Annotated in this window: 18 protein-coding genes; 8 read left to right on the forward strand and 10 right to left on the reverse strand. The window is 63.8% G+C overall.

Going from position 1 to position 18,593, the window contains the following annotated elements; genetic code table 11:
* Nucleotides 1-101: 101 nt before the first annotated feature.
* The 5 genes from B0T39_RS07530 to B0T39_RS07550 form a co-directional block, all read right to left on the reverse strand.
* Complete coding sequence (locus B0T39_RS07530; protein WP_176219510.1) at nt 102-1,388, reverse strand: serine hydrolase domain-containing protein; 1,287 nt, start codon at nt 1,386-1,388, stop codon at nt 102-104.
* A gap of 146 nt (nt 1,389-1,534) precedes the next feature.
* Nucleotides 1,535-2,779 (reverse strand): hypothetical protein, encoded by a 1,245-nt coding sequence (locus B0T39_RS07535; protein ID WP_176219511.1) that lies wholly within the window; start codon nt 2,777-2,779, stop codon nt 1,535-1,537.
* Complete coding sequence (locus B0T39_RS07540) at nt 2,776-3,576, reverse strand: outer membrane lipoprotein-sorting protein (protein WP_081545521.1); 801 nt, start codon at nt 3,574-3,576, stop codon at nt 2,776-2,778. The genes B0T39_RS07535 and B0T39_RS07540 overlap by 4 nt, the downstream gene beginning before the upstream one ends.
* Nucleotides 3,569-4,945: an ABC transporter permease gene (locus B0T39_RS07545; RefSeq protein WP_081545522.1), complete on the reverse strand. Its 1,377-nt coding sequence runs from the start codon at nt 4,943-4,945 to the stop codon at nt 3,569-3,571. Before B0T39_RS07545 ends, B0T39_RS07540 begins: the two co-directional genes overlap by 8 nt.
* The gene (locus tag B0T39_RS07550) at nt 4,942-5,646 is read right to left on the reverse strand and encodes an ABC transporter ATP-binding protein (protein ID WP_254894509.1); all 705 of its coding nucleotides are present in this window, start codon (nt 5,644-5,646) and stop codon (nt 4,942-4,944) included. The genes B0T39_RS07545 and B0T39_RS07550 overlap by 4 nt, the downstream gene beginning before the upstream one ends.
* Before the next feature lie 349 nt (nt 5,647-5,995).
* On the opposite strand from B0T39_RS07550, the gene ppk2 reads away from it, so the two are divergent.
* On the forward strand, nt 5,996-6,847 hold the full coding sequence (ppk2, locus tag B0T39_RS07555) for a polyphosphate kinase 2 (protein WP_206119000.1): 852 nt from the start codon (nt 5,996-5,998) through the stop codon (nt 6,845-6,847).
* A gap of 50 nt (nt 6,848-6,897) precedes the next feature.
* Here the strand turns inward: ppk2 and B0T39_RS07560 are convergent, their stop codons facing one another.
* Complete coding sequence (locus B0T39_RS07560) at nt 6,898-7,368, reverse strand: hypothetical protein (RefSeq protein ID WP_081545525.1); 471 nt, start codon at nt 7,366-7,368, stop codon at nt 6,898-6,900.
* A gap of 123 nt (nt 7,369-7,491) precedes the next feature.
* Entirely contained in the window at nt 7,492-8,448 is a 957-nt protein-coding gene (locus tag B0T39_RS07565) for a LysR family transcriptional regulator (RefSeq protein ID WP_254894510.1), read from the reverse strand.
* Between the two features lie 405 nt (nt 8,449-8,853).
* On the opposite strand from B0T39_RS07565, the gene B0T39_RS07570 reads away from it, so the two are divergent.
* The 7 genes from B0T39_RS07570 (at nt 8,854) to rraA (ending at nt 16,567) form a co-directional block, all read left to right on the forward strand.
* The gene (locus B0T39_RS07570; protein WP_081545527.1) at nt 8,854-9,165 is read left to right on the forward strand and encodes a DUF485 domain-containing protein; all 312 of its coding nucleotides are present in this window, start codon (nt 8,854-8,856) and stop codon (nt 9,163-9,165) included.
* Nucleotides 9,162-10,841 carry a cation acetate symporter gene (locus tag B0T39_RS07575; protein ID WP_081545528.1) on the forward strand — a complete coding sequence of 560 codons (1,680 nt, stop codon included), beginning with the start codon at nt 9,162-9,164 and terminating at the stop codon, nt 10,839-10,841. The genes B0T39_RS07570 and B0T39_RS07575 overlap by 4 nt, the downstream gene beginning before the upstream one ends.
* A 110-nt stretch (nt 10,842-10,951) precedes the next feature.
* Complete coding sequence (gene acs, locus B0T39_RS07580) at nt 10,952-12,916, forward strand: acetate--CoA ligase (RefSeq protein WP_081545529.1); 1,965 nt, start codon at nt 10,952-10,954, stop codon at nt 12,914-12,916.
* A gap of 146 nt (nt 12,917-13,062) precedes the next feature.
* Nucleotides 13,063-13,758 carry an electron transport complex subunit RsxB gene (gene rsxB, locus B0T39_RS07585; protein ID WP_081545530.1) on the forward strand — a complete coding sequence of 232 codons (696 nt, stop codon included), beginning with the start codon at nt 13,063-13,065 and terminating at the stop codon, nt 13,756-13,758.
* Nucleotides 13,755-14,402 (forward strand): endonuclease III, encoded by a 648-nt coding sequence (gene nth, locus B0T39_RS07590; protein ID WP_081545531.1) that lies wholly within the window; start codon nt 13,755-13,757, stop codon nt 14,400-14,402. The genes rsxB and nth overlap by 4 nt, the downstream gene beginning before the upstream one ends.
* A gap of 69 nt (nt 14,403-14,471) precedes the next feature.
* Entirely contained in the window at nt 14,472-15,953 is a 1,482-nt protein-coding gene (locus tag B0T39_RS07595) for a DegQ family serine endoprotease (protein ID WP_254894511.1), read from the forward strand.
* Nucleotides 15,954-16,078: 125 nt separating this feature from the next.
* Nucleotides 16,079-16,567: a ribonuclease E activity regulator RraA gene (rraA, locus tag B0T39_RS07600; protein WP_081545532.1), complete on the forward strand. Its 489-nt coding sequence runs from the start codon at nt 16,079-16,081 to the stop codon at nt 16,565-16,567.
* Nucleotides 16,568-16,703: 136 nt separating this feature from the next.
* Here rraA and B0T39_RS07605 read toward each other — a convergent pair whose 3' ends face one another.
* The 3 genes from B0T39_RS07605 to panC all read right to left on the reverse strand — a co-directional run bounded on the left by B0T39_RS07605 (nt 16,704) and on the right by panC (nt 18,582).
* Nucleotides 16,704-17,117 (reverse strand): GFA family protein, encoded by a 414-nt coding sequence (locus B0T39_RS07605; protein WP_240937481.1) that lies wholly within the window; start codon nt 17,115-17,117, stop codon nt 16,704-16,706.
* Nucleotides 17,118-17,345: 228 nt separating this feature from the next.
* On the reverse strand, nt 17,346-17,726 hold the full coding sequence (gene panD, locus B0T39_RS07610; protein ID WP_081545533.1) for an aspartate 1-decarboxylase: 381 nt from the start codon (nt 17,724-17,726) through the stop codon (nt 17,346-17,348).
* A gap of 22 nt (nt 17,727-17,748) precedes the next feature.
* Nucleotides 17,749-18,582 (reverse strand): pantoate--beta-alanine ligase, encoded by an 834-nt coding sequence (gene panC / locus B0T39_RS07615; protein ID WP_081545534.1) that lies wholly within the window; start codon nt 18,580-18,582, stop codon nt 17,749-17,751.
* Nucleotides 18,583-18,593 lie beyond the last annotated feature (11 nt).

The following is an 18,593-nucleotide window of genomic DNA, read 5'->3' on the forward strand; positions in this document are numbered from 1 at the left end:
GCCCCTTGTTTAGAATCCGTCAATTCTCGGCCTCGACTGGAAAGCTGGCTTGGTTTTGTCAGTTCTCACGATAGACCATGCCCCTACGCCGAACAAACCGCCTACTGCCGCCGCAGGCTTCTGGCCTCCCCCTCGGCGTCGCGCCATTGCAGCGTTCCGCCCTCAATCAGCAGAGTCTCCGGCAGCACGGCGCCGCGCGCCAGTTGCGGCGTATGCGCCTCCACGGTCAGCGGATAGGCGATTGGCACGCCGTAACGGCGCGGGCTGCGCGCATAGCAGCCATGCTCGTTGTAAAACAACTCCAGCCAAGCGCCTTCTCCATTCTCATAACGCCCCGGAGCAAACAACTGCTCGTCCGGCTGCTGCCGTCCCGGCGTCGGCAGGGCTTCCAACTCCTCTCCGCTGGCGATGCGCGCCAAATCCCGTCCCAGGCGCTCCACCGGCGAACCGAAGGCATTGGCCAACACCACCACGCCGCCTCCGCCGGGCAAGACGCTCATAAACGAAAAAAAGCCGTTGACGTCGCCAAAGTGCTGGGCCAGCCGCAGCCGACGGCCGGCCAGCGTCCAGTCCTCGCCGTAAAACCCGTAGGCGTACTCCAGGGCGCCCACGTCCAGCATCAACGCGGCCAGCCTGGCCGGCAAAGCCTCGCCCCGCTGCAGCGCCTCCAGCCAGCGGCACAGATCCCCCGCGCTGGAGGCCAGATCGTAGACGCCCCAAGCCACCGACATGTCCATCGGCTCCGCGTAGCGCCACGGCGCTCCGGGATGCAGGCCGCGCGCGGCCTGCGGCAGAATAACGCGGCCATCGTCGACGTAAGTGCGCTCCAGACCCAGCGGCCGAAACAGATATTGCTGCCGATAGCTGGAGAAGTCCTGATCCGCAACCCGCTCCACAATGGCTGCCAACAATAAATAGCCGGTGTTGCTGTACGCGTGGGCAATGCCCGGCGGGCAAGCCGGCGGCAAAGCGTGCGCCCAATCCAGCAGTTCCTGCGGCCGATGCGCCAGCCGCATCCGCGTCGGCCAATACTCCGCCGCGCTGGTGAAGTTGGCGGTGCCGGCGCTGTGATTCAGCAACTGATGCAGGCTGATGCCCGCCGCGTTGGGAAAGTCGGGAAAAAACCGCTCCAGGCTGTCGCTCAGCTCCAGCCGCCCCTGGGCCACCTGCTGCAGCACCGCGGCGGCGGTGAAGCTCTTGCTCAACGAGCCGATGCGAAACACCGTGTCCGGCTCGTTGGCCACGGCCAGGCCCGGATCGGCCATGCCGCCGGCCACCGCCACCCGCTCTCCGTCGGCCAGGCCGACGGCCGCCACGCCGTGCAGACAGCCCGCCGCGTTCCAGGAGCGCAGATACGTGTGCAACGCGGCCACCGTGCTCATGCCCATGCCCATCCCCTCTGTTCAGGATCGTTTCGACGTCAAGCAGCGTTTCTCCGCCTCATCATCACTATGGTTTGTTTCCCCGCCGCTCGCTATGCGATCCTCGCCGCGGCGTCGGCGTCGCCTTGCCTCCCCCGAACTGGTTCGCGAACTCAGTAAAAGTAGTCGACCAGCAATTGCCAGACCCGCCGCGCCGGGCTGGCGCCGTAGCGGCTGTCCGGCGCTCCGTCAAAACGCTGCCACTGCAAGGCCAGGTCCGCCGCGCCCAGGTGATAGCGGACTTCAGCCCAATTCATGCCGCTGTGATCCACCAAGTCGAAACTGCGCATCGCGGTCAGATCCAGATCGTCCACCAGCGCGTCCTGCCAATACGCACGCAGCAAGGCGGCGCGCCGGGTGGGCAGACCGCCCCCGGCGCCGACCCCAGACCGGTAAGCGCCGTAGAGCGCCGGCTTCTCGCGCAGCGCGCGCCATTCATCGTTATCCGGCGCCGCCCCGTCCTGCTGCCCCTCCAAGGTCAAGCTCAGTTTGTTGGCGCCGGTCCAGGTCAGACCGCCGGCCAGACGATTGCGCCAAGCAGAATCCGACAACCCCAGGCTTTGCCTCCAAGCGGTCTGCTGCCGCCCGCCGGCCCATTCCAGATAGATCACGGTGGCCTTGCCGAGCACGCGCGACACATTGAATCCCAGTTGCGGAGAGCGGCCTTGCTCCTGCAGCAGCAGCCATTGCGGATTCAGGTTTTCAGCGAAGCGATAGCTGCCGGCCAGCAGCAGCCGCTGCCGTGGATTGCTGGCGCCCCAGTCCAGGCTGGCGCCGTCCGGATTAGGCCCAGAACCCAGCTTGGGCGACCAAATCGCGGTCAAGGAACCGCGGTCCCACAGCTGCTGCCAGCGCAACATGGCGTTGCCGAGGCGATTCTGACGCAGGCTGTCCGGGTCAGCCGACACCACCGAGCGCACGGTGCCGGCGCCGAGAAAATCAGTGGGGTTGTAGCCCACGGCCACGCCGTAGCGGGTATTGACGCGCCCTAAATCCAGCATCGCGTCGACGCCGAACTCGCGGCTTAGATAGGCCTCCTTCAGGGTATTGACGCCGTGGTCCCGCTGCGGCGAGCCGGCGAAGCGCCAATCCAGCCGGTTGGCCAGCACGCCGCGCCAGGCCGGGCTTAGCCGACCATCCCAGCGCAGATCGAAAGACAGCCGCTGGCTATCGTCCCCCGGCCGCGGCGACAGCGCGGCCGCCTCCAGTTGAAGCTTCAGATCCCGCGGTCTCTCCTCCTCCATCCGGGTTTGATCCGCCAGCCGCAACGCCTCCTCGTCCGGCGGCGCATCGGCGCCCCGCGCGGCCGCGCACGCCAGCGCCAACAACAGCCCAAGCGCCAGCTTCCGCATCGTCATTCGGCCCGAAAGCGCGGCAGATAATCGCGTTGCAACCAGGCTTCCGGCACCTCGCGCCAAGCGAACTGGCTATTGCGCATCACCGTTATCCAACGCGGGTTGAGGCCGTCGATGATCACGGTTTCCGTCGGGCGCTCACGTCCCAACACCGGCTGGTAAGCACGGTAATACGCGGTCTTCAGCAGGCTTCCGCTCTCGGCGTAGAACTGCGCCTTGCGGCTGCGATAGCCGTCGCGGTCCACCCACAGATCGATCGCGTGATAGGTGACGCCGGGATTGCGCGCGGTGAGCCGCAGCTTGTAACAAAGCCGCGTCTGGCGGTCGCCGTCCTGGATTGACTCCTCCCCGGCCAGCGCCGCCCGATAGTCCAACGCCAGATTGACGGTGACCACGTCACCGTTGGCCGCCTGGCCCAGCAGCCGCTGCTGCGGCGAAATCGGCACGCTGGCCTTGCTCGCCGGGTCGAAAAACCACAGATCGTTGCCGCTTTTGAGCATCAGTTTGCCGGCGTCGCGTTTGGGATTGATGAAGCGCAGCAAGCTGCGGAACTGCCCGCTGCCGGCGTCCGCCCGTGAATACACCGCCAACGCGCTGGCTTCGTTCTGCTTGCCGTCCTTGTAGCTGACCAGCGACACCACGAGTCCGAAGGAGCGCTCCGGATTACGCACCGCGTCGCTGTTGGCCAGGATAGTCTGCGCGTCCGGCGCCGCCAGCGTTGTCGTCGCCCACAGCGTCGCGCCCAGAGCGGCCCAGCGTGCCGCCCTCACTCCCTTGAAGATTCCAAGCGTTTCACGCATGACGCAAAGCCTCCACGATATTGGCCGCGGCCGCGCGCCGCGCCGGCCACCACGACGACAGCAAGGCCATCCCCATCAAACCGCCGGCGGTCACCGCCATCATCCGCCACTCGCCCCATACCCGCACCAGGATGGGACTGGGGTCCACCTGCCCCGGCGGTAGCCAGGTCAAACCGGCATGGTTGATCAGCCAGGCGGCCAGCAGGGCCAGCGCGATGCCCAGCGCGCCGCCGGCCAGGCCCAGCAAGCAGCCTTCGCACAGGAACAGCCGCTGAATGCCGCGGCGGCGCAGCCCCATCGCCCGCAACGTGCCGATCTCCACCGTGCGCTCCAGCACCACCATATTCATGGTGTTGCCTATGGTGAACAGCGCCACGCAGGCGATCAGCACCGCCAGAAAGCCAAAAATCGTGCCGAACATGCCAGTGATCTGACCATATTGCGGCTGCAAGGTGGCGAAGTCGTGCGCCGCCAGCGGCTGGCCGCTCAAGGTGGTGGCGAACAGCTGACGCAAACGCGTCTCGGCCGCCGGAATCTGCTCGGTATGCCTGAGCTGCAGCACGATGGCGGTGGCCATCGGCCCGCCCTGGCCGTACACCAGCTGCTGAGCCTGGCGCAGATGCAGGCCGACATACATGTCGTCCAACTCCTTGATGCCTTGGCTCTCCACCTTGGCCACTTTCAAGCGGGCCACATTGGGCGCGCCGGCGGCGGTGGCGGCCAAGAGTTCAATCTGATCGTCGCGGCCGCCGGCCAGCGGCGCCGCCGCGGACAAGGCAGCCAGATCGGCCGGCAAATCACCGCCGCCGGCCGGGGCCGGTGGCGGCGCGCAATCCTTGAGCTTGAACGCCGCGCACAATTGCAGCACTCGCGCCACACCAGTGCCGATCACCGCCGCGTTCGGCGCGGTGCCGGTCAGCGCCACCGGCTTGCGCTTGTCGTTGAAGCCGTAATCGTCCCAGCGCCGCAGCCGGTTCTGCGCGTCCACTTCGCTGCCGCGCGCGATCACCGTTCGCGAGGCGCCGGCCGCGTAATGGCCGGCGATGCCGCCCAAACTCAGCGTGGGCGTCACCACCGTCAGCATCGGCCGCAGCACCGGGTCGTTCTCGATCAGCCGCATCACCTTCCGGTAATCGCGGATGCCGTAAGCGGCGGGGTTGCCGCTGCCGTACAGGAAATAGTCACGGTGCTGCACCTGCAGATGACCGCCGGCGCGCACCATGCCGGTTTGCAGCCCGTATTGCACCGTGCGGTTGTAACCGCCGAACAGCAATACCGCCACCAGGCCGATGATCATGGTGGACAAGGTCGCCAAGGTGCGGCGGCGATTGCGCAGCAGATTGCGCCAGGCCAGCTTCAAGGTATTCACAAGGCCTCCTCTGCGTTCAGCGCGCCCACCCGGCCGTCGCTGACCTGATAGCGGTCATCCGCCGCCGCGATCACCTGCGGATCATGCGAGGAAAACACCACCGCCACGCGGCGTTCGCGCTGCAATTGGCGCAACAAGGCCAGGATGGACGCCCCGGTATGGCTGTCCAGATTGGCGGTGGGTTCATCGGCCAGCACCAAGGCCGGTTCGTGCACCAACGCGCGCGCAATCGCCACCCGCTGGCGCTGACCGCCGGACAGCTGTCCGGGCCGGTTCGCCGCCTTGTCCGCCAACCCCACCGCCGCCAGCATCTCCAAGACCCGTTCGCGCCGCCGCCGCGCCGGCACGCCCTGCAATTGCAACGGGTACTCGACGTTCTCAAACGCCGACAGTACCGGCATCAGATTGAAATTCTGGAAGATGAAGCCGATGTGGCGCGCGCGAAAATCGCTGAGCGCGTCGTCGCTCAAACAGCCCAAATCCTGATCCGCCACCATGATCTTGCCGGCATCGGCGCGGTCTATGCCGCCGATCAGGTTCAGCAACGTGGTCTTGCCGCTGCCGGACTGGCCGGACAGCACGGTGAAGCGCGCCGCGGAGATGTTGAGGCTGACTTCCGCCAGCGCCGGCACGCGCACCTGCTCCATCCAATAACTCTTCGACACCCCATTCAACTCCACCGCCCACATAGCTCCCCCCATTGCTTAAATCCAACGGCATCAATATGCATGAAATCAGCATAAAAAGCTTTGCCTTGCGACAAAACGCCCATGACGGGCGCCAAATGCGTGCCATCCACGCCAAGCAATGCGCATCGACACCGGTTTTCCATGGGAGTAGCATGGTTTTATCCCCCGCAAAGGAGCTTGCATGACACAAGACAAAACCCCGCCCCAAGCCCCCCTGCCCTCGGAAGCCGTCGCCGACGCACACCCTCCGGCCGTCAAGCCGCCGCCGCGTCGAGCCGCCGCCCACCGCCGCACCAATGTGGAACGCGCCCACCAAGAATCGGTGCAAGCCATCGAAACCGTCAGCCAACAGCCGGTGGCCTTGCAAGTGGCCGCCGCGCCGCAGGGCAGCGCGGAGGACAGCGTCAGCGCCGAGCTGCCGGCCAGCTATCCTTACCGCACGCGGATGCGCCGCCCGGAGTACGAGCAGCAGAAACAGGCGCTGCAGATCGAGCTGCTGAAAGTGCAGAACTGGGTCAAAGAAAGCGGCCAGAAAATCGTGATCCTGTTCGAAGGCCGCGACGCCGCCGGCAAGGGCGGCACCATCAAACGCTATATGGAACACCTGAACCCGCGCGGCGCGCGCGTGGTGGCGCTGGAAAAGCCTTCGGACCGCGAGCGCGGCCAGTGGTACTTCCAACGCTATATCGAACATCTGCCCACCGCGGGCGAGATCGTGTTCTTCGACCGCTCCTGGTACAACCGCGCCGGCGTGGAGCGGGTAATGGGCTTTTGCCATCCGCACGAGTATCTGGAGTTCATGCGCCAGACGCCGCAGCTGGAACGCATGCTGGTCAATAGCGGCATCCGCCTGTTCAAATTCTGGTTCTCGGTCAGCCGCGAAGAGCAGCTGCGCCGCTTCATCTCGCGCCGCGACGACCCGCTGAAGCACTGGAAATTGTCGCCTATCGACATACAGTCGCTGGACAAATGGGACGACTACACCGCGGCCAAGGAAGCGACCTTCTTCCACACCCATACCGGCGACGCGCCGTGGACGGTGGTGAAGTCAGATGACAAAAAGCGCGCGCGGCTTAACTGCATCCGCTACTTCCTGTCCCGGCTGGACTACCCGGGCAAGGACGCGCACGTCGCCAGAGCGGCGGACCCGCTGTTGGTGGGTGAACCGCACAGCATGGACGCGGAGGACAGCGACGCCCTATTGCGGATTTGAGCCAGCGGCCGGGTTCCGGAGAAAAAGGGACCCGGCCCGCTAATGCCGGATCAGGCTTTTTGGCGTTTCCACACCCGCCTGGCGTCGCAAGCGGCGCGCAGGGGGGTGGACGACAGGCTAGTGGCGGCGAAATGCCCCACTTGGCGTGAAACCTTGGACAAGGCGGAACCGGACAGGCTGCCTACCTGCCAGGCATGGCGCAGCGGGTGCAGCGAGGGCGAGTCGTCGCTGGCCGCGTCCAACCGCGCCTGCACGTCGCGGTTCACCTCGGACAGCCAGCGCTCGGTCAGCAGCATCCAGTCGCGCTGAGTATCCGCTTGCGCTTGCAACAGATTGGCGCCCACCAACAAGGTGTCATCCAGCCGGCGCTCCAGATCGCCCTGCGATATCGGATAAGCCGGCGCAAAAGCCGACCACCAGCCGACACAGGCTTCGTGCTGCGCTTCCAACAAGCGCTGCTGGCCGCGCTCCACCGCGTTGCGGTAGCTCTCCATCGCGCCGATCAACCAACTACGGGTCATTGCCACTCCTTCGGTCAAACCAGGCGGCCAGCGCGCTTTCGCGCGGCAACCGCCTCAGGAGCCTGCTTACGGAGACAAAGCGTTGCGGCTGAGAAAAAGACGCGCAGCGTCGTAAACAGGTTCTTAAGCCGCAACAGCGGGCAAACGCCACACTTGCAGCAATTCTTGCAACAAGGTTTCCAGCACCGGGTCGCCCCCCCGGTCCGATGGGTAAACAAATTGCAACTCAGCCAATTTGCGCACATCCGGCAGTACTGTCAACCTGCCTGCGTCCCGCCAGGCTTGCGCCGCCTCTTCCCGCGCCAGCGCCACCCCCACTCCGGAGGCCACCAGTTCCAGGATAGCGTCGAGATGATCGCACTCCGCTACCTTCTTAGGCGAAATGTTAAGTTCTCGCCACAACTCCGCGGTGATTTTGGAAAGGCTGGAGAATTGCGAAATGCCTATCCACGGCAATTTGCCCAATTCCTTCAAACCGCCGGCCAAACGCGGCGCCCAAGCGGTGGGCAAAACGATGCGGAACGGCAACTCCGCCAACTTGACGGTGGAGACATTCACATAAGGGTTCTTACCCAGGTAGAAGCCGGCGTCCAGCTCCTTCTTGCGCACCAGGTTCAGCACATCCACCGTCACGCCGTGGCGCAGCTGGATGTCCAGCAAGGGATAGCGCCCCACCAAACCCGCCACCCAAGGCCCGATTTTCAGCGTGTCCGGCGTCAGCGTGATGCCTATCCGCGCCTTGCCGGACAACTGGCCCTTCAATTGCCTGGCATGGTTGATGATGCCGCTGGCCGCGCCCAGTATCGCCTGCGCCTGCGGCAACAACTCTTGGCCGATGCGGGTCAGCGACACGCCTCCCGCGCTGCGCTCGAACAACTGCATGCCCACTTCTTCTTCCAGGGCCTTGATTTGCGCGGTGACCGCCGGCTGCGACAGATGCAGCAATTCGGCGGCCTGTGTCAGGTGCCCTTGCTGAGCGACGGTGACAAAGGTGCGCAATTGATAGATTTCCATGTTCTCCCCTGACTTGGATGCCTGACGGCGGGCCGGATCGCCGCGTGCGACGGTCATGGGCGACATGACGGCAGGGCTCCGACGCCCGTTTGAGCACGGCCGCGCAATGCGGCTGCATGGCGGCCTGAGGCCGATGGCGGGTTTTTCTTGTGCGAGCCATTTTCAGCATAATGCCGGCTAAATAACAAGCGTTTTGTGCCTCGCCGCCACTCTGTCCAAGCCGTTGCGCCAAGGCGTTCGGCCACCAAGACAAGTAGGACAAACCCCGGCCGCACAAACAACAGCACAACAATTTCACACCGAATAGAGAGCAAAAATTCTAATGCAACATATTGATTTAATTTGATTTTTGCACCGCACCATCGGTCTGAATAATTTTACGCATCAAAAAAAGCGATTAGATTCGCCGCCACAGCCTCCCTTATGTTTTTAGCAGCGGCACCCTAAGTCGCGACCACAAAGGAGGATGCAATGAACGAGGACATACTCAAGAAAGTGCAGTCCAATCCCAAATTCAAGGAACTGGTGCACAAGAAAACCAGCCTGGGTTGGCAGCTCACCCTGATCATGCTGGTCATCTATTACGGTTTCATCCTGGTGCTGGCGTTCTCGCCGGCCACGCTGGGCCATCCGATCAGCGCCGGCGCCACCATGACCATAGGAATACCCATCGGCGTGCTGATCATCCTCTCGGCCTTCGTGCTGACCGGCATCTACGTCCGCCGCGCCAACACCGAATTCGACCTGCTCAACCAGCAAATCGTCGAGGAGTCCAAACAATGAAGCAACGCGTCTCGCAACTGGCCTGCGTCGCCGGCGTTCTACTGCCCTCCTTGGCCGTGGCGGCCGGGACCATTGAGGGCGATGTCAAACAACAGGCCACCAACTGGCACGCCATCATCATGTTTCTGCTGTTTGTGGCGTTTACGCTATGCGTCACCTATTGGGCAGCTCGCCGCACTAAGTCCGCCAGCGACTTCTACGCGGCAGGCGGCGGCATCACCGGTTTTCAAAACGGCCTGGCGATCGCCGGCGACTATATGTCCGCCGCGTCCTTCCTCGGCATTTCTGCGATGGTGTTCGAAAAAGGCTACGACGGCCTGATCTACTCGATGGGCTTCCTGGTGGGCTGGCCGGTGATCCTGTTCCTGGTGGCCGAACGCCTGCGCAACCTGGGCAAATACACTTTCGCCGACGTCGCCTCCTACCGCCTGCAACAGACGCCGGTGCGCAGCTTCGCCGCTACCTCCACGCTGGTGGTGGTGGCCATCTACCTGATTGCGCAGATGGTGGGCGCCGGCAAGCTGATCCAGCTCTTGTTCGGCATGAGCTACACCTCCGCGGTGCTGATGGTAGGCGTGCTGATGGTGTGCTACGTGCTGTTCGGCGGCATGCTGGCCACCACTTGGGTACAAATCATCAAGGCGGTGCTGCTGTTGTCCGGCGCCACCTTCATGGCCATCATGGTGCTGGCCACCGTGGGCTTCAGCCCGGAACTGATGTTTGAGAAAGCGGTGGCCGCGCATAGCAAGGGCATCGCCATCATGGCCCCGGGCAAAACAGATCCTATCGACTCGATCTCGCTGGGTCTGGCGCTGATGTTCGGCACCGCCGGCCTGCCCCACATCCTGATGCGCTTCTTCACCGTGTCCGACGCCAAAGAGGCGCGCAAATCGGTGTTCTTCGCCACCGGCTTCATCGGTTACTTCTACATCCTCACCTTCATCATCGGCTTCGGCGCCATCATGCTGGTGCTGAACCAGCCGGGCATGATGGAAACCGTGGTCAAGAACGGCAAATCCGTCACCCAGCTGATCGGCGGCAACAATATGGCCGCAGTGCACCTGGCCGAAGCCGTGGGCGGCGACATGTTCCTGGGCTTCATCTCCGCGGTGGCCTTCGCCACCATCCTGGCGGTGGTGGCCGGCCTGGCGCTGTCCGGCGCCTCCGCGGTGTCGCACGACCTGTACGCCAGCGTGATCAAGAAAGGCAAAGCCAACGAGGCCGACGAAATCCGCGTGTCCAAAATCACCACCGTGGTGCTGGGCGTGGTGGCCATCGTGCTGGGCCTGGTGTTCGAGAAGCAGAACATCGCCTTCATGGTGGGCCTGGCCTTCTCCATCGCAGCCTCGGCCAACTTCCCGGTGCTGTTCCTGTCCATGTTCTGGAAAGGACTGACCACGCGCGGCGCGGTGATCGGCGGCTTCATCGGCCTCTTGTCCGCAGTGGTGCTGATCGTGCTGGGGCCGACGGTCTGGGTGGAGGTGCTCAAGCACGAACACGCGGTGTTCCCGTACAAAAACCCGGCCATCTTCTCGATGACCCTGGCCTTCGTGTCCACCTGGCTAATCTCGGTGCTGGACAAATCCCGTCAGGCCGACGAGGAAAAAGCCAAGTTCGAAGCCCAGTTCGTGCGCGCGATGACCGGCATCGGCGCATCCGGGGCCTCCAAGCATTGACATTGACATAAGACCGGGCCGAGGATGTCGGCCTGCCTTAAACACCCACCGCGCCGCTCCAGCGGTTCAGGAGCGGCGGCATGACAATAAAGCTAATCCAGGAGAAGTTTATGTCCACGCTAGAATCCGTCCTTAAGGAAACCCGCAGCTTTCCGCCTTCCGACGATTTCCGCCAGAAAGCGGCGATCTCCGGAATGGAGGCGTACAACACGCTGTGCGAGCAGGCGGACGCAGATTACCTGTCGTTCTGGGGCGACCTGGCGCGCGACCTGATCACCTGGAAAAAACCGTTCACCCGCGTACTGGACGACAGCCAAGCGCCGTTCTTCAAATGGTTCGACGACGGTGTGCTCAACATCTCCTACAACTGCCTGGACCGCCACCTGGCAGTCAACGCCAATCGCATCGCGCTGATTTTCGAGGCCGACGACGGCGCTGTCACCCGCGTCACCTATGCCGAATTGCACCGCCGCGTCTGCCAGTTCGCCAACGGCCTGAAGAGCCTGGGCGTGTCCAAGGGCGACCGCGTGGTGATTTACATGCCGATGGTGATCGAAGCCATCGTGGCGATGCAGGCTTGCGCGCGCATCGGCGCCATCCACTCCGTGGTGTTCGGCGGCTTTTCCGCCGGGGCGGTGCGCGACCGCGTCCAGGACGCCGGCGCCAAGCTGGTGATCACCGCCAACGAAGGCCTGCGCGGCGGCAAAAGCGTGCCGCTGAAAGCCACGGTGGACGAAGCGCTGGCGATGGGCGGCTGCGACAGTGTCAAACACGTCGTCGCTTATCAGCGCACCCAAAACGCGGTCGCCTGGAGCGAGGGCCGCGACGTATGGTGGCACCAGCTGACCAGCGGTCAGCCGGAACAATGCGAACCGGAATGGATGAACGCGGAGGACCCGCTGTTCATCCTCTACACCTCCGGCTCCACCGGCAAGCCCAAGGGCATTCAGCACAGCAGCGCCGGCTATCTGCTGGGCGCCGCCAACAGCTTCCGTTGGGTGTTCGACTACAAGCCCAACGACGTGTTCTGGTGCACTGCCGACGTGGGCTGGATCACCGGCCACAGCTATATCTGCTACGGCCCTTTGGCCAACGGCGCCACTCAGGTGATTTTCGAAGGCGTGCCCACCTATCCGGACGCTTCCCGCTTCTGGCGCATGATAGAGCAGCACAAAGTCAGCATTTTCTACACCGCGCCCACCGCCATCCGCTCGCTGATCAAGCTGGGCGGGGACCTGCCCAAGCAGCACGATCTGTCCAGCCTGCGCCTGCTCGGCACCGTGGGCGAGCCGATCAACCCCGAAGCCTGGATCTGGTACCACGAAACCGTGGGCGGCGGCCGCTGCCCCATCGTGGATACCTGGTGGCAGACCGAAACCGGCTCTATCCAGATTTCGCCGCTGCCCGGCGCGGTGGCCACCAAGCCCGGTTCGTGCACGCTGCCGCTGCCCGGCATCATGGCCGACATCGTCGATGAGTCCGGCGCCCAGGTGGACCCAGGCCGCGGGGGGTTCTTGGTGATCAAGAAACCCTTCCCCAGCTTGGTGCGCACCATCTGGAATGATCCGGAACGCTTCAAGAAAACCTATTTCCCGGAAGAATTCAACGGCCAGTACTACCTTGCCGGCGACTCCGCCAACCGCGACGAGAACGGCTATTTCTGGATCATGGGCCGCATCGACGACGTGTTGAACGTGTCCGGCCACCGCCTGGGCACCATGGAGATCGAATCCGCGCTGGTGGCCAACCCGCTGGTGGCCGAGGCCGCAGTGGTCGGCAAGCCGCATGAGGTGAAGGGCGAGGCGGTGGTCGCCTTCGTGGTGCTCAAGGGCGCTCGCCCGCAGGGCGAGGAAGCCAAGAAAGTGGCGGCCGAGCTGAAAAACTGGGTGGCGCACGAGATTGGCAAGATTGCCCAACCAGACGACATCCGCTTCGGCGAAAACCTGCCCAAGACCCGCTCCGGCAAGATCATGCGCCGCCTGCTGCGCTCCATCGCCAAGGGCGAGGAGATCACCCAAGACGTGTCCACGCTGGAAAACCCGCAGATTCTGGAGCAGCTCCAACATCCGCTGTGATCAAGCCATCGTCGGCCTCACCCGCAGGAGCCGTCGCGAAAGCGACGGCTTTTTCATTCCTTTCGCGCCCTCATCGGCCATCCGGGTGTTGAAGCCATTCGCCGTAGCGTCGATAATTAGCGGTTTTTCAAGTGGAATCCGACAGCATGCCCGCTATCCCCCTGGTCGAAAGGATCGACGCCCTGCTGCCCCAGACCCAATGCGGACAATGCAGCCACGCCGGCTGCCGACCGTATGCGGAGGCGCTGGCGGAAGGCCGCGACCCGATCAACCGCTGCCCGCCGGGCGGCGACGACGGCATCCGGGCGCTGGCGGAGCTGCTGGGCCGGAACGTCATTCCCTTCGCCGCCGACGGCCCGCAGCCCAAACCGCGCGCGCTGGCCGTGATACGCGAAGACAGCTGCATAGGCTGTACCCTATGCATCCAGGCCTGTCCGGTGGACGCCATCGTAGGCGCCGCCAAGCAGATGCACACCGTCATCGCCGACGAATGCACCGGCTGCGAGCTATGCCTCGCGCCCTGTCCGGTGGACTGCATCGACTTGGTTCCGGTGGCCGACCCGGCCGACGGCGAGCGCGACCGCGTGATGGCGCGCGCCGCCCAGGCCCGCATGCGCTACGAAAGACGCCAAGCGCGAAAAACGCGCGATCAAGAGGACAAGGCCAGACGCTTGGCCGAGCGCGCCGCGGTAAGCGCCGCGCCGCCATCCCCGACCGCAACGCCGGTCGCCGCGGCAGCCCCCGTGCAGGCGGCCGACAAAAACGAATTGATCCGCAAGGCGATGGAACGCGCCGCCGCGATGCGCGCCGCCCGCGAACAAGCACACAAGGACAAGCCGTGAACGCCGTCAAACGCAAAGAAATATTCGCCCGTCTGCGCGACGCCAACCCTCACCCCACCACCGAGCTGGAGTACAGCAGCCCGTTCGAACTGCTGATCTCGGTGCTGCTGTCGGCACAGGCCACCGACGTCGGCGTCAACAAGGCCACGCGCCGGCTCTACCCCGTGGCCAACACCCCGGCGGCCATGCTAGCGCTGGGAGAAGAATCGCTGGCGGACTTCATCAAGACCATAGGCCTGTACAAAACCAAGGCCAGAAACGTGATCGCCACCTGTCGCCTGCTGCTGGAAAAGCACGGCGGCGAAGTGCCGCAAACCCGCGAGGCCTTGGAGGCTCTACCCGGCGTCGGTCGCAAAACGGCCAACGTGGTGCTGAACACTGCTTTCGGCCAGCCCACCATCGCAGTGGACACCCATATTTTCAGGGTATCCAACCGCACCCGGATCGCGCCCGGCAAAGACGTGCGAGAAGTCGAGGATAAGCTGGTAAAATACATCCCCGACGAATTCAAAATCGACGCGCATCACTGGCTGATCCTGCTCGGACGCTATGTCTGCAAAGCCAGGAAGCCGGAATGCGAGCGCTGCGTCATCGCCGACCTCTGCGAATATCCGGCAAAAACCGTTATGATTAAAGACAACTGAATCAAATACTGGAAAAACTCCGGTTCCGCCCTTATTTTCCGCATAGACATCAACCTAAAAGGATAGCCTGTGACAACGTATCTGCGCACCCTGGTTGGCGCCTTGCTCGCAGCCTCGTTGCTGTCCGGCTGCGACAAGGTCGAGCGCTTCTTCAAAGGCAACTCCCAACCCGCGCCGGTCGCCATTCCCGCACAACAGGATGGCCGCGTCGCCATGCTGCTGCCGGACTTCACTCAATTGGTCACTCGCGACGGACCGGCGGTAGTGAACATTCAGGCCAGCCGCGAAGAGAGCGGCGCCGCCCAAGCCAGCAACCTCCCGATTCCCGTGCCGGAAGACGACCCGCTGTACGACTTCTTCCGCCGTTTCATCCCCAATCATCCACCTCAGCGCGAACAGCCGCAGGAAGAAAGCGTCTCCTTCGGCTCCGGCTTCATCATCAGCGCCGACGGCTACATCCTGACCAACGCCCATGTGGTGGCGGACAGCCAGCAGGTCAAGGTGATGCTGACCGACAAGCGCGAACTGCGCGCCAAGCTGGTCGGCGTGGACAAGCGCACCGATGTGGCCTTGCTGAAAGTGGCGGCGGCGGACCTGCCGGTGGTCAAGATCGGCAGCCCGGCGGACTTGAAAGTCGGCGAATGGGTGGCCGCCATCGGCGCGCCGTTCGGCTTCGACAACACCGTCACGGCCGGCATTGTTTCCGCCAAGGGCCGCAGCTTGCCGGACGAGAACTTCGTTCCCTTCATCCAGACCGACGTGGCGATCAACCCCGGCAACTCCGGCGGCCCGCTGTTCAACCTGCGCGGCGAAGTGGTGGGCATCAACTCGCAGATTTACAGCCGTTCCGGCGGCTTCATGGGCATTTCCTTCGCCATCCCCATCGATTTGGCGATGAGCGTGGTCGACCAGCTCAAGGCCAAGGGCAAGGTCAGCCGCGGCCAGCTGGGCATCAATATCCAGGAAGTGACTCAGGAGCTAGCGCAGTCCTTCGGTCTGCAGCGCCCCAGCGGCGCGCTGGTGGTTCGCGTCGATCCCAAGGGGCCGGCCTCTCGCGCCGGCCTGCAAGCCGGCGACATCATCCTGAAGCTGGACGGCAAAGCGATAGAAAGCTCCAAGGATCTGCCGGTGCAGGTCGGCTCGTTGCAGCCGGGCACCAAGATCAAGCTGACGGTGTGGCGCAAGGGCGTGGAAAAGGAGCTGGAGGCCACGCTGGCGGAACTGGCGCAGGACGCGCCAAGCACGCAACAACCTCAGGAGGAAAGCTCGCCGCAGGGCTTCCAGTTCGGCAAACTGGGCCTGACGCTAAGCGAACTAACGTCTAATCAGCGCTCGGAGCTGGGCGTTCGCGGCGGCTTGCTGGTCCAGAAAGCGCAAGGCCCCGCCGCCCGTTCCGGCCTGCAGGCGGGCGATGTGATCCTGGGCTTGAACCAGGTCGAAGTGTCCACCATCGCCAACTTCGAAAAAGCCTTGGCCAGCGCCAAAGGCCATATCGCCCTGCTGGTGCGACGCAACGAGGCCGTATTGTTCGTGCCTCTGCGGCTGGAATAAACCCCCGCCTCAATACGCAACGCCCAAAGCCGCCGTCAGGCGGCTTTTTCATTTCTCCGGCATATCGCCCGCGCACCCGCGCTGCTAGGATTAAGCTTTCGCCATCCGCCCACAGGAGAGCCGCCATGGACTTTCACACTGCCGATCTATGCGATCAGTTCGACGAGCAACTTCAGGTATTGATGCCCTCCCTGCAACGCTACGGCGGCCAGGCCCGCTTTTTTGGCCGCATCGAAACCCTGAAGCTGTTTGAGGACAACAGCCTGGTCCGGGAAGCGCTGAGTCAGAACGGCGCCGGCAAGGTGCTGGTGGTGGACGGCGGCGGCTCGCTGCGCTGCGCGCTGCTGGGCGATCAACTGGGCGTGCTGGCGGTGGCCAACGGCTGGGCCGGCGTGGTGATCAATGGTTGCATCCGCGACTCCGCCGCCTTGAACAAACTGGCGCTGGGCATACGCGCGCTAGGCGTCCATCCGCGAAAATCGGTGAAGCGCGGCGAAGGCCAGCGTAATCTGAGCGTGGAGTTCGGCCAGGTGCGCTTCAGCCCCGGCCACTGGTTGTACGCCGACGAGGACGGCGTGGTCGTCGCGCCGGGCGCGCTGCACCCTGCGCCGTGACGCGCGGGCTCATAGCCTGTTTACGATCCGCCTTGGGCAGGTAAACGCGCCCCGCTCAAGAGGGCTGGTCTAGCGGATGCGCACTCCGCTTCCTCAGCCCTCTTCGCTCTTGCTCGCGGGATCGTAAACGCGCTGTTCAAGCCTCGCTGCGTTGATAGATGGGCAGTTCTTGCTGCGCGGCGGGGCTGCCCCAGGGCAGGTGATGTTCCCACCAGATATGTCCGGCCGGCGCCACCCATTCAGGATGGTCCAGCGAAGACACGGTGATGTCGAGCTCCTCAGGATCAGACTCATGGCGATAAGTCAGAGTGGAGCCGCAATGCGGACAGAAACCGCGGCTGACCGCCGCCGAGGAGTGATAAAGCACCGGCTTTTCACCACGCCAATCCAGATCGGCCACGCGAACGGTGAACCAGGTAACGAAGGCAGCGCCGCTGGCTCGGCGGCAGCTTTTGCAATGGCAGTGCACCACATCGTAAGGCTCGGCGCGCAAACGGTAGCGCACCGCGCCGCACAGACAACCTCCAGTCAGATTCTGGCTCGCGCTCATGATGCTTCCCTCGCTGCTGGGTTGACGATGGATTCAGAAACGGCTGTCCCCGCCAGCCCAAACCGGCAGTCAGACACCTCCGCTTTTTAAATATGATTCACTGCCGCCGCCAGCGACAAGCCCAACCGCCAAATTAAGCGGACCACCGCCGCCAAGCTGATGTTGTGCCGCAACAAAAAAACAACGGCCGCCCTGGGGCGGCCGCTAATGGGCGAAACCGGAGACGGATCAGGCCGCCTGCGTCGGGGTTGCGCCCTTGACCTCGGTCATCTGATTATCGGCGTCGACGAATACCAGCTTGGGCTGGTGATCTTTCAGCTCCGCGGCCTCGTACTGGGCGAAGGAGGCGATGATCAGCAGATCTCCCGGCGCGGCGCGGCGCGCGGCGGAACCGTTGACCGAAATGGTTCCGGAACCACGCTCGGCCTTGATTGCGTAGGTGGCGAAACGCTCGCCGTTGGTGACGTTCCAGATCTGCACTTCTTCGTACTCCAGAATGTCCGCCGCTTCCAGCAGGTTCTCGTCGATCGCGCAGGAACCGATATAGTGCAACTCGCTGTGGGTAGTGGTTACCCGGTGGAGCTTGGATTTGAGCATATTACGCTGCATGATTGCATCCTTCGTCCGCTGATCAGCGGAACACTTCGATGTTGTCGATCAGGCGGGTGCGCCCCAGTCGGGCAGCCGCCAGCACCACCAGGCGTTTTTCGCCGGCGTGCGCCACCGCCAGGGTGTCGGCCTGGCGAATTTCCACGTAATCCACTATCCAGCCGGCTTGATCCAGATCGTCGCGCGCGGCCTGCTCCAACGCCGCGTAGTCATGGTCGCCGTCCTGCAGCCGCTGCCGCACCTGCGTCAAATTGCGGTACAAGCGCGGCGCCTCTGCGCGCTCTTCCGCGCTCAGATAACCGTTGCGCGAGGACAGCGCCAGACCGTCGTCGGCGCGGCCGGTGTCCACCGGCACGATCTCGATCGGCGAATTCAGGTCGTCCACCATTGCGCGGATCACGTGCAGCTGCTGGAAGTCCTTCTTGCCGAAGCAGGCCAGATCCGGCTGCACGATGTTGAACAGCTTGGTCACCACGGTGGCGACGCCGCGGAAGTGGCCGGGCCGGAAGGCGCCGCACAGCTCATTCTGGATATTTGGCGGCTCCACGTTGAAGTCCTGGCGCACGCGCGGATATAGCTCCTGCTCCTCGGGGAAGAACAAGGCATCCACGCCGGCGGCGCGCAGTTTGTCGCAATCGGCGTCGAAAGTGCGCGGATAAGCGCCGAAGTCCTCACCCTGGCCAAATTGCAGCCGATTGACAAAGATGCTGACCACGACCTTGTCGGCGCGTTCGCGCGCCGCCTTGACCAGAGCCAGATGGCCGGCATGTAGATTGCCCATGGTGGGCACGAAGGCGAGCTTGCCCGCCTGGCGACGCCAGGCGCGCATCTCCGCCACGGTACGAATGATTTCCATTGTTTGATGTC

It is taken from the genome of Chromobacterium haemolyticum, from assembly GCF_002081825.1.
Classification (GTDB): domain Bacteria; phylum Pseudomonadota; class Gammaproteobacteria; order Burkholderiales; family Chromobacteriaceae; genus Chromobacterium; species Chromobacterium fluminis.

Excerpts from the sequence above, each read along its gene's own strand:
- B0T39_RS07550 (WP_254894509.1), bottom strand. The coding sequence starts at position 5,646 with ATGGGGGGAGCTATGTGGGCGGTGGAGTTGAATGGGGTGTCGAAGAGT.
- B0T39_RS07530 (WP_176219510.1), bottom strand. The coding sequence starts at position 1,388 with ATGGGCATGAGCACGGTGGCCGCGTTGCACACGTATCTGCGCTCCTGG.
- B0T39_RS07535 (WP_176219511.1), bottom strand. The coding sequence starts at position 2,779 with ATGACGATGCGGAAGCTGGCGCTTGGGCTGTTGTTGGCGCTGGCGTGC.
- B0T39_RS07540 (WP_081545521.1), bottom strand. The coding sequence starts at position 3,576 with ATGCGTGAAACGCTTGGAATCTTCAAGGGAGTGAGGGCGGCACGCTGG.
- rraA (WP_081545532.1), top strand. The coding sequence starts at position 16,079 with ATGGACTTTCACACTGCCGATCTATGCGATCAGTTCGACGAGCAACTT.
- acs (WP_081545529.1), top strand. The coding sequence starts at position 10,952 with ATGTCCACGCTAGAATCCGTCCTTAAGGAAACCCGCAGCTTTCCGCCT.
- B0T39_RS07565 (WP_254894510.1), bottom strand. The coding sequence starts at position 8,448 with ATGTCGCCCATGACCGTCGCACGCGGCGATCCGGCCCGCCGTCAGGCA.
- B0T39_RS07570 (WP_081545527.1), top strand. The coding sequence starts at position 8,854 with ATGAACGAGGACATACTCAAGAAAGTGCAGTCCAATCCCAAATTCAAG.
- panD (WP_081545533.1), bottom strand. The coding sequence starts at position 17,726 with ATGCAGCGTAATATGCTCAAATCCAAGCTCCACCGGGTAACCACTACC.
- rsxB (WP_081545530.1), top strand. The coding sequence starts at position 13,063 with ATGCCCGCTATCCCCCTGGTCGAAAGGATCGACGCCCTGCTGCCCCAG.
- B0T39_RS07560 (WP_081545525.1), bottom strand. The coding sequence starts at position 7,368 with ATGACCCGTAGTTGGTTGATCGGCGCGATGGAGAGCTACCGCAACGCG.
- B0T39_RS07605 (WP_240937481.1), bottom strand. The coding sequence starts at position 17,117 with ATGAGCGCGAGCCAGAATCTGACTGGAGGTTGTCTGTGCGGCGCGGTG.
- B0T39_RS07575 (WP_081545528.1), top strand. The coding sequence starts at position 9,162 with ATGAAGCAACGCGTCTCGCAACTGGCCTGCGTCGCCGGCGTTCTACTG.
- panC (WP_081545534.1), bottom strand. The coding sequence starts at position 18,582 with ATGGAAATCATTCGTACCGTGGCGGAGATGCGCGCCTGGCGTCGCCAG.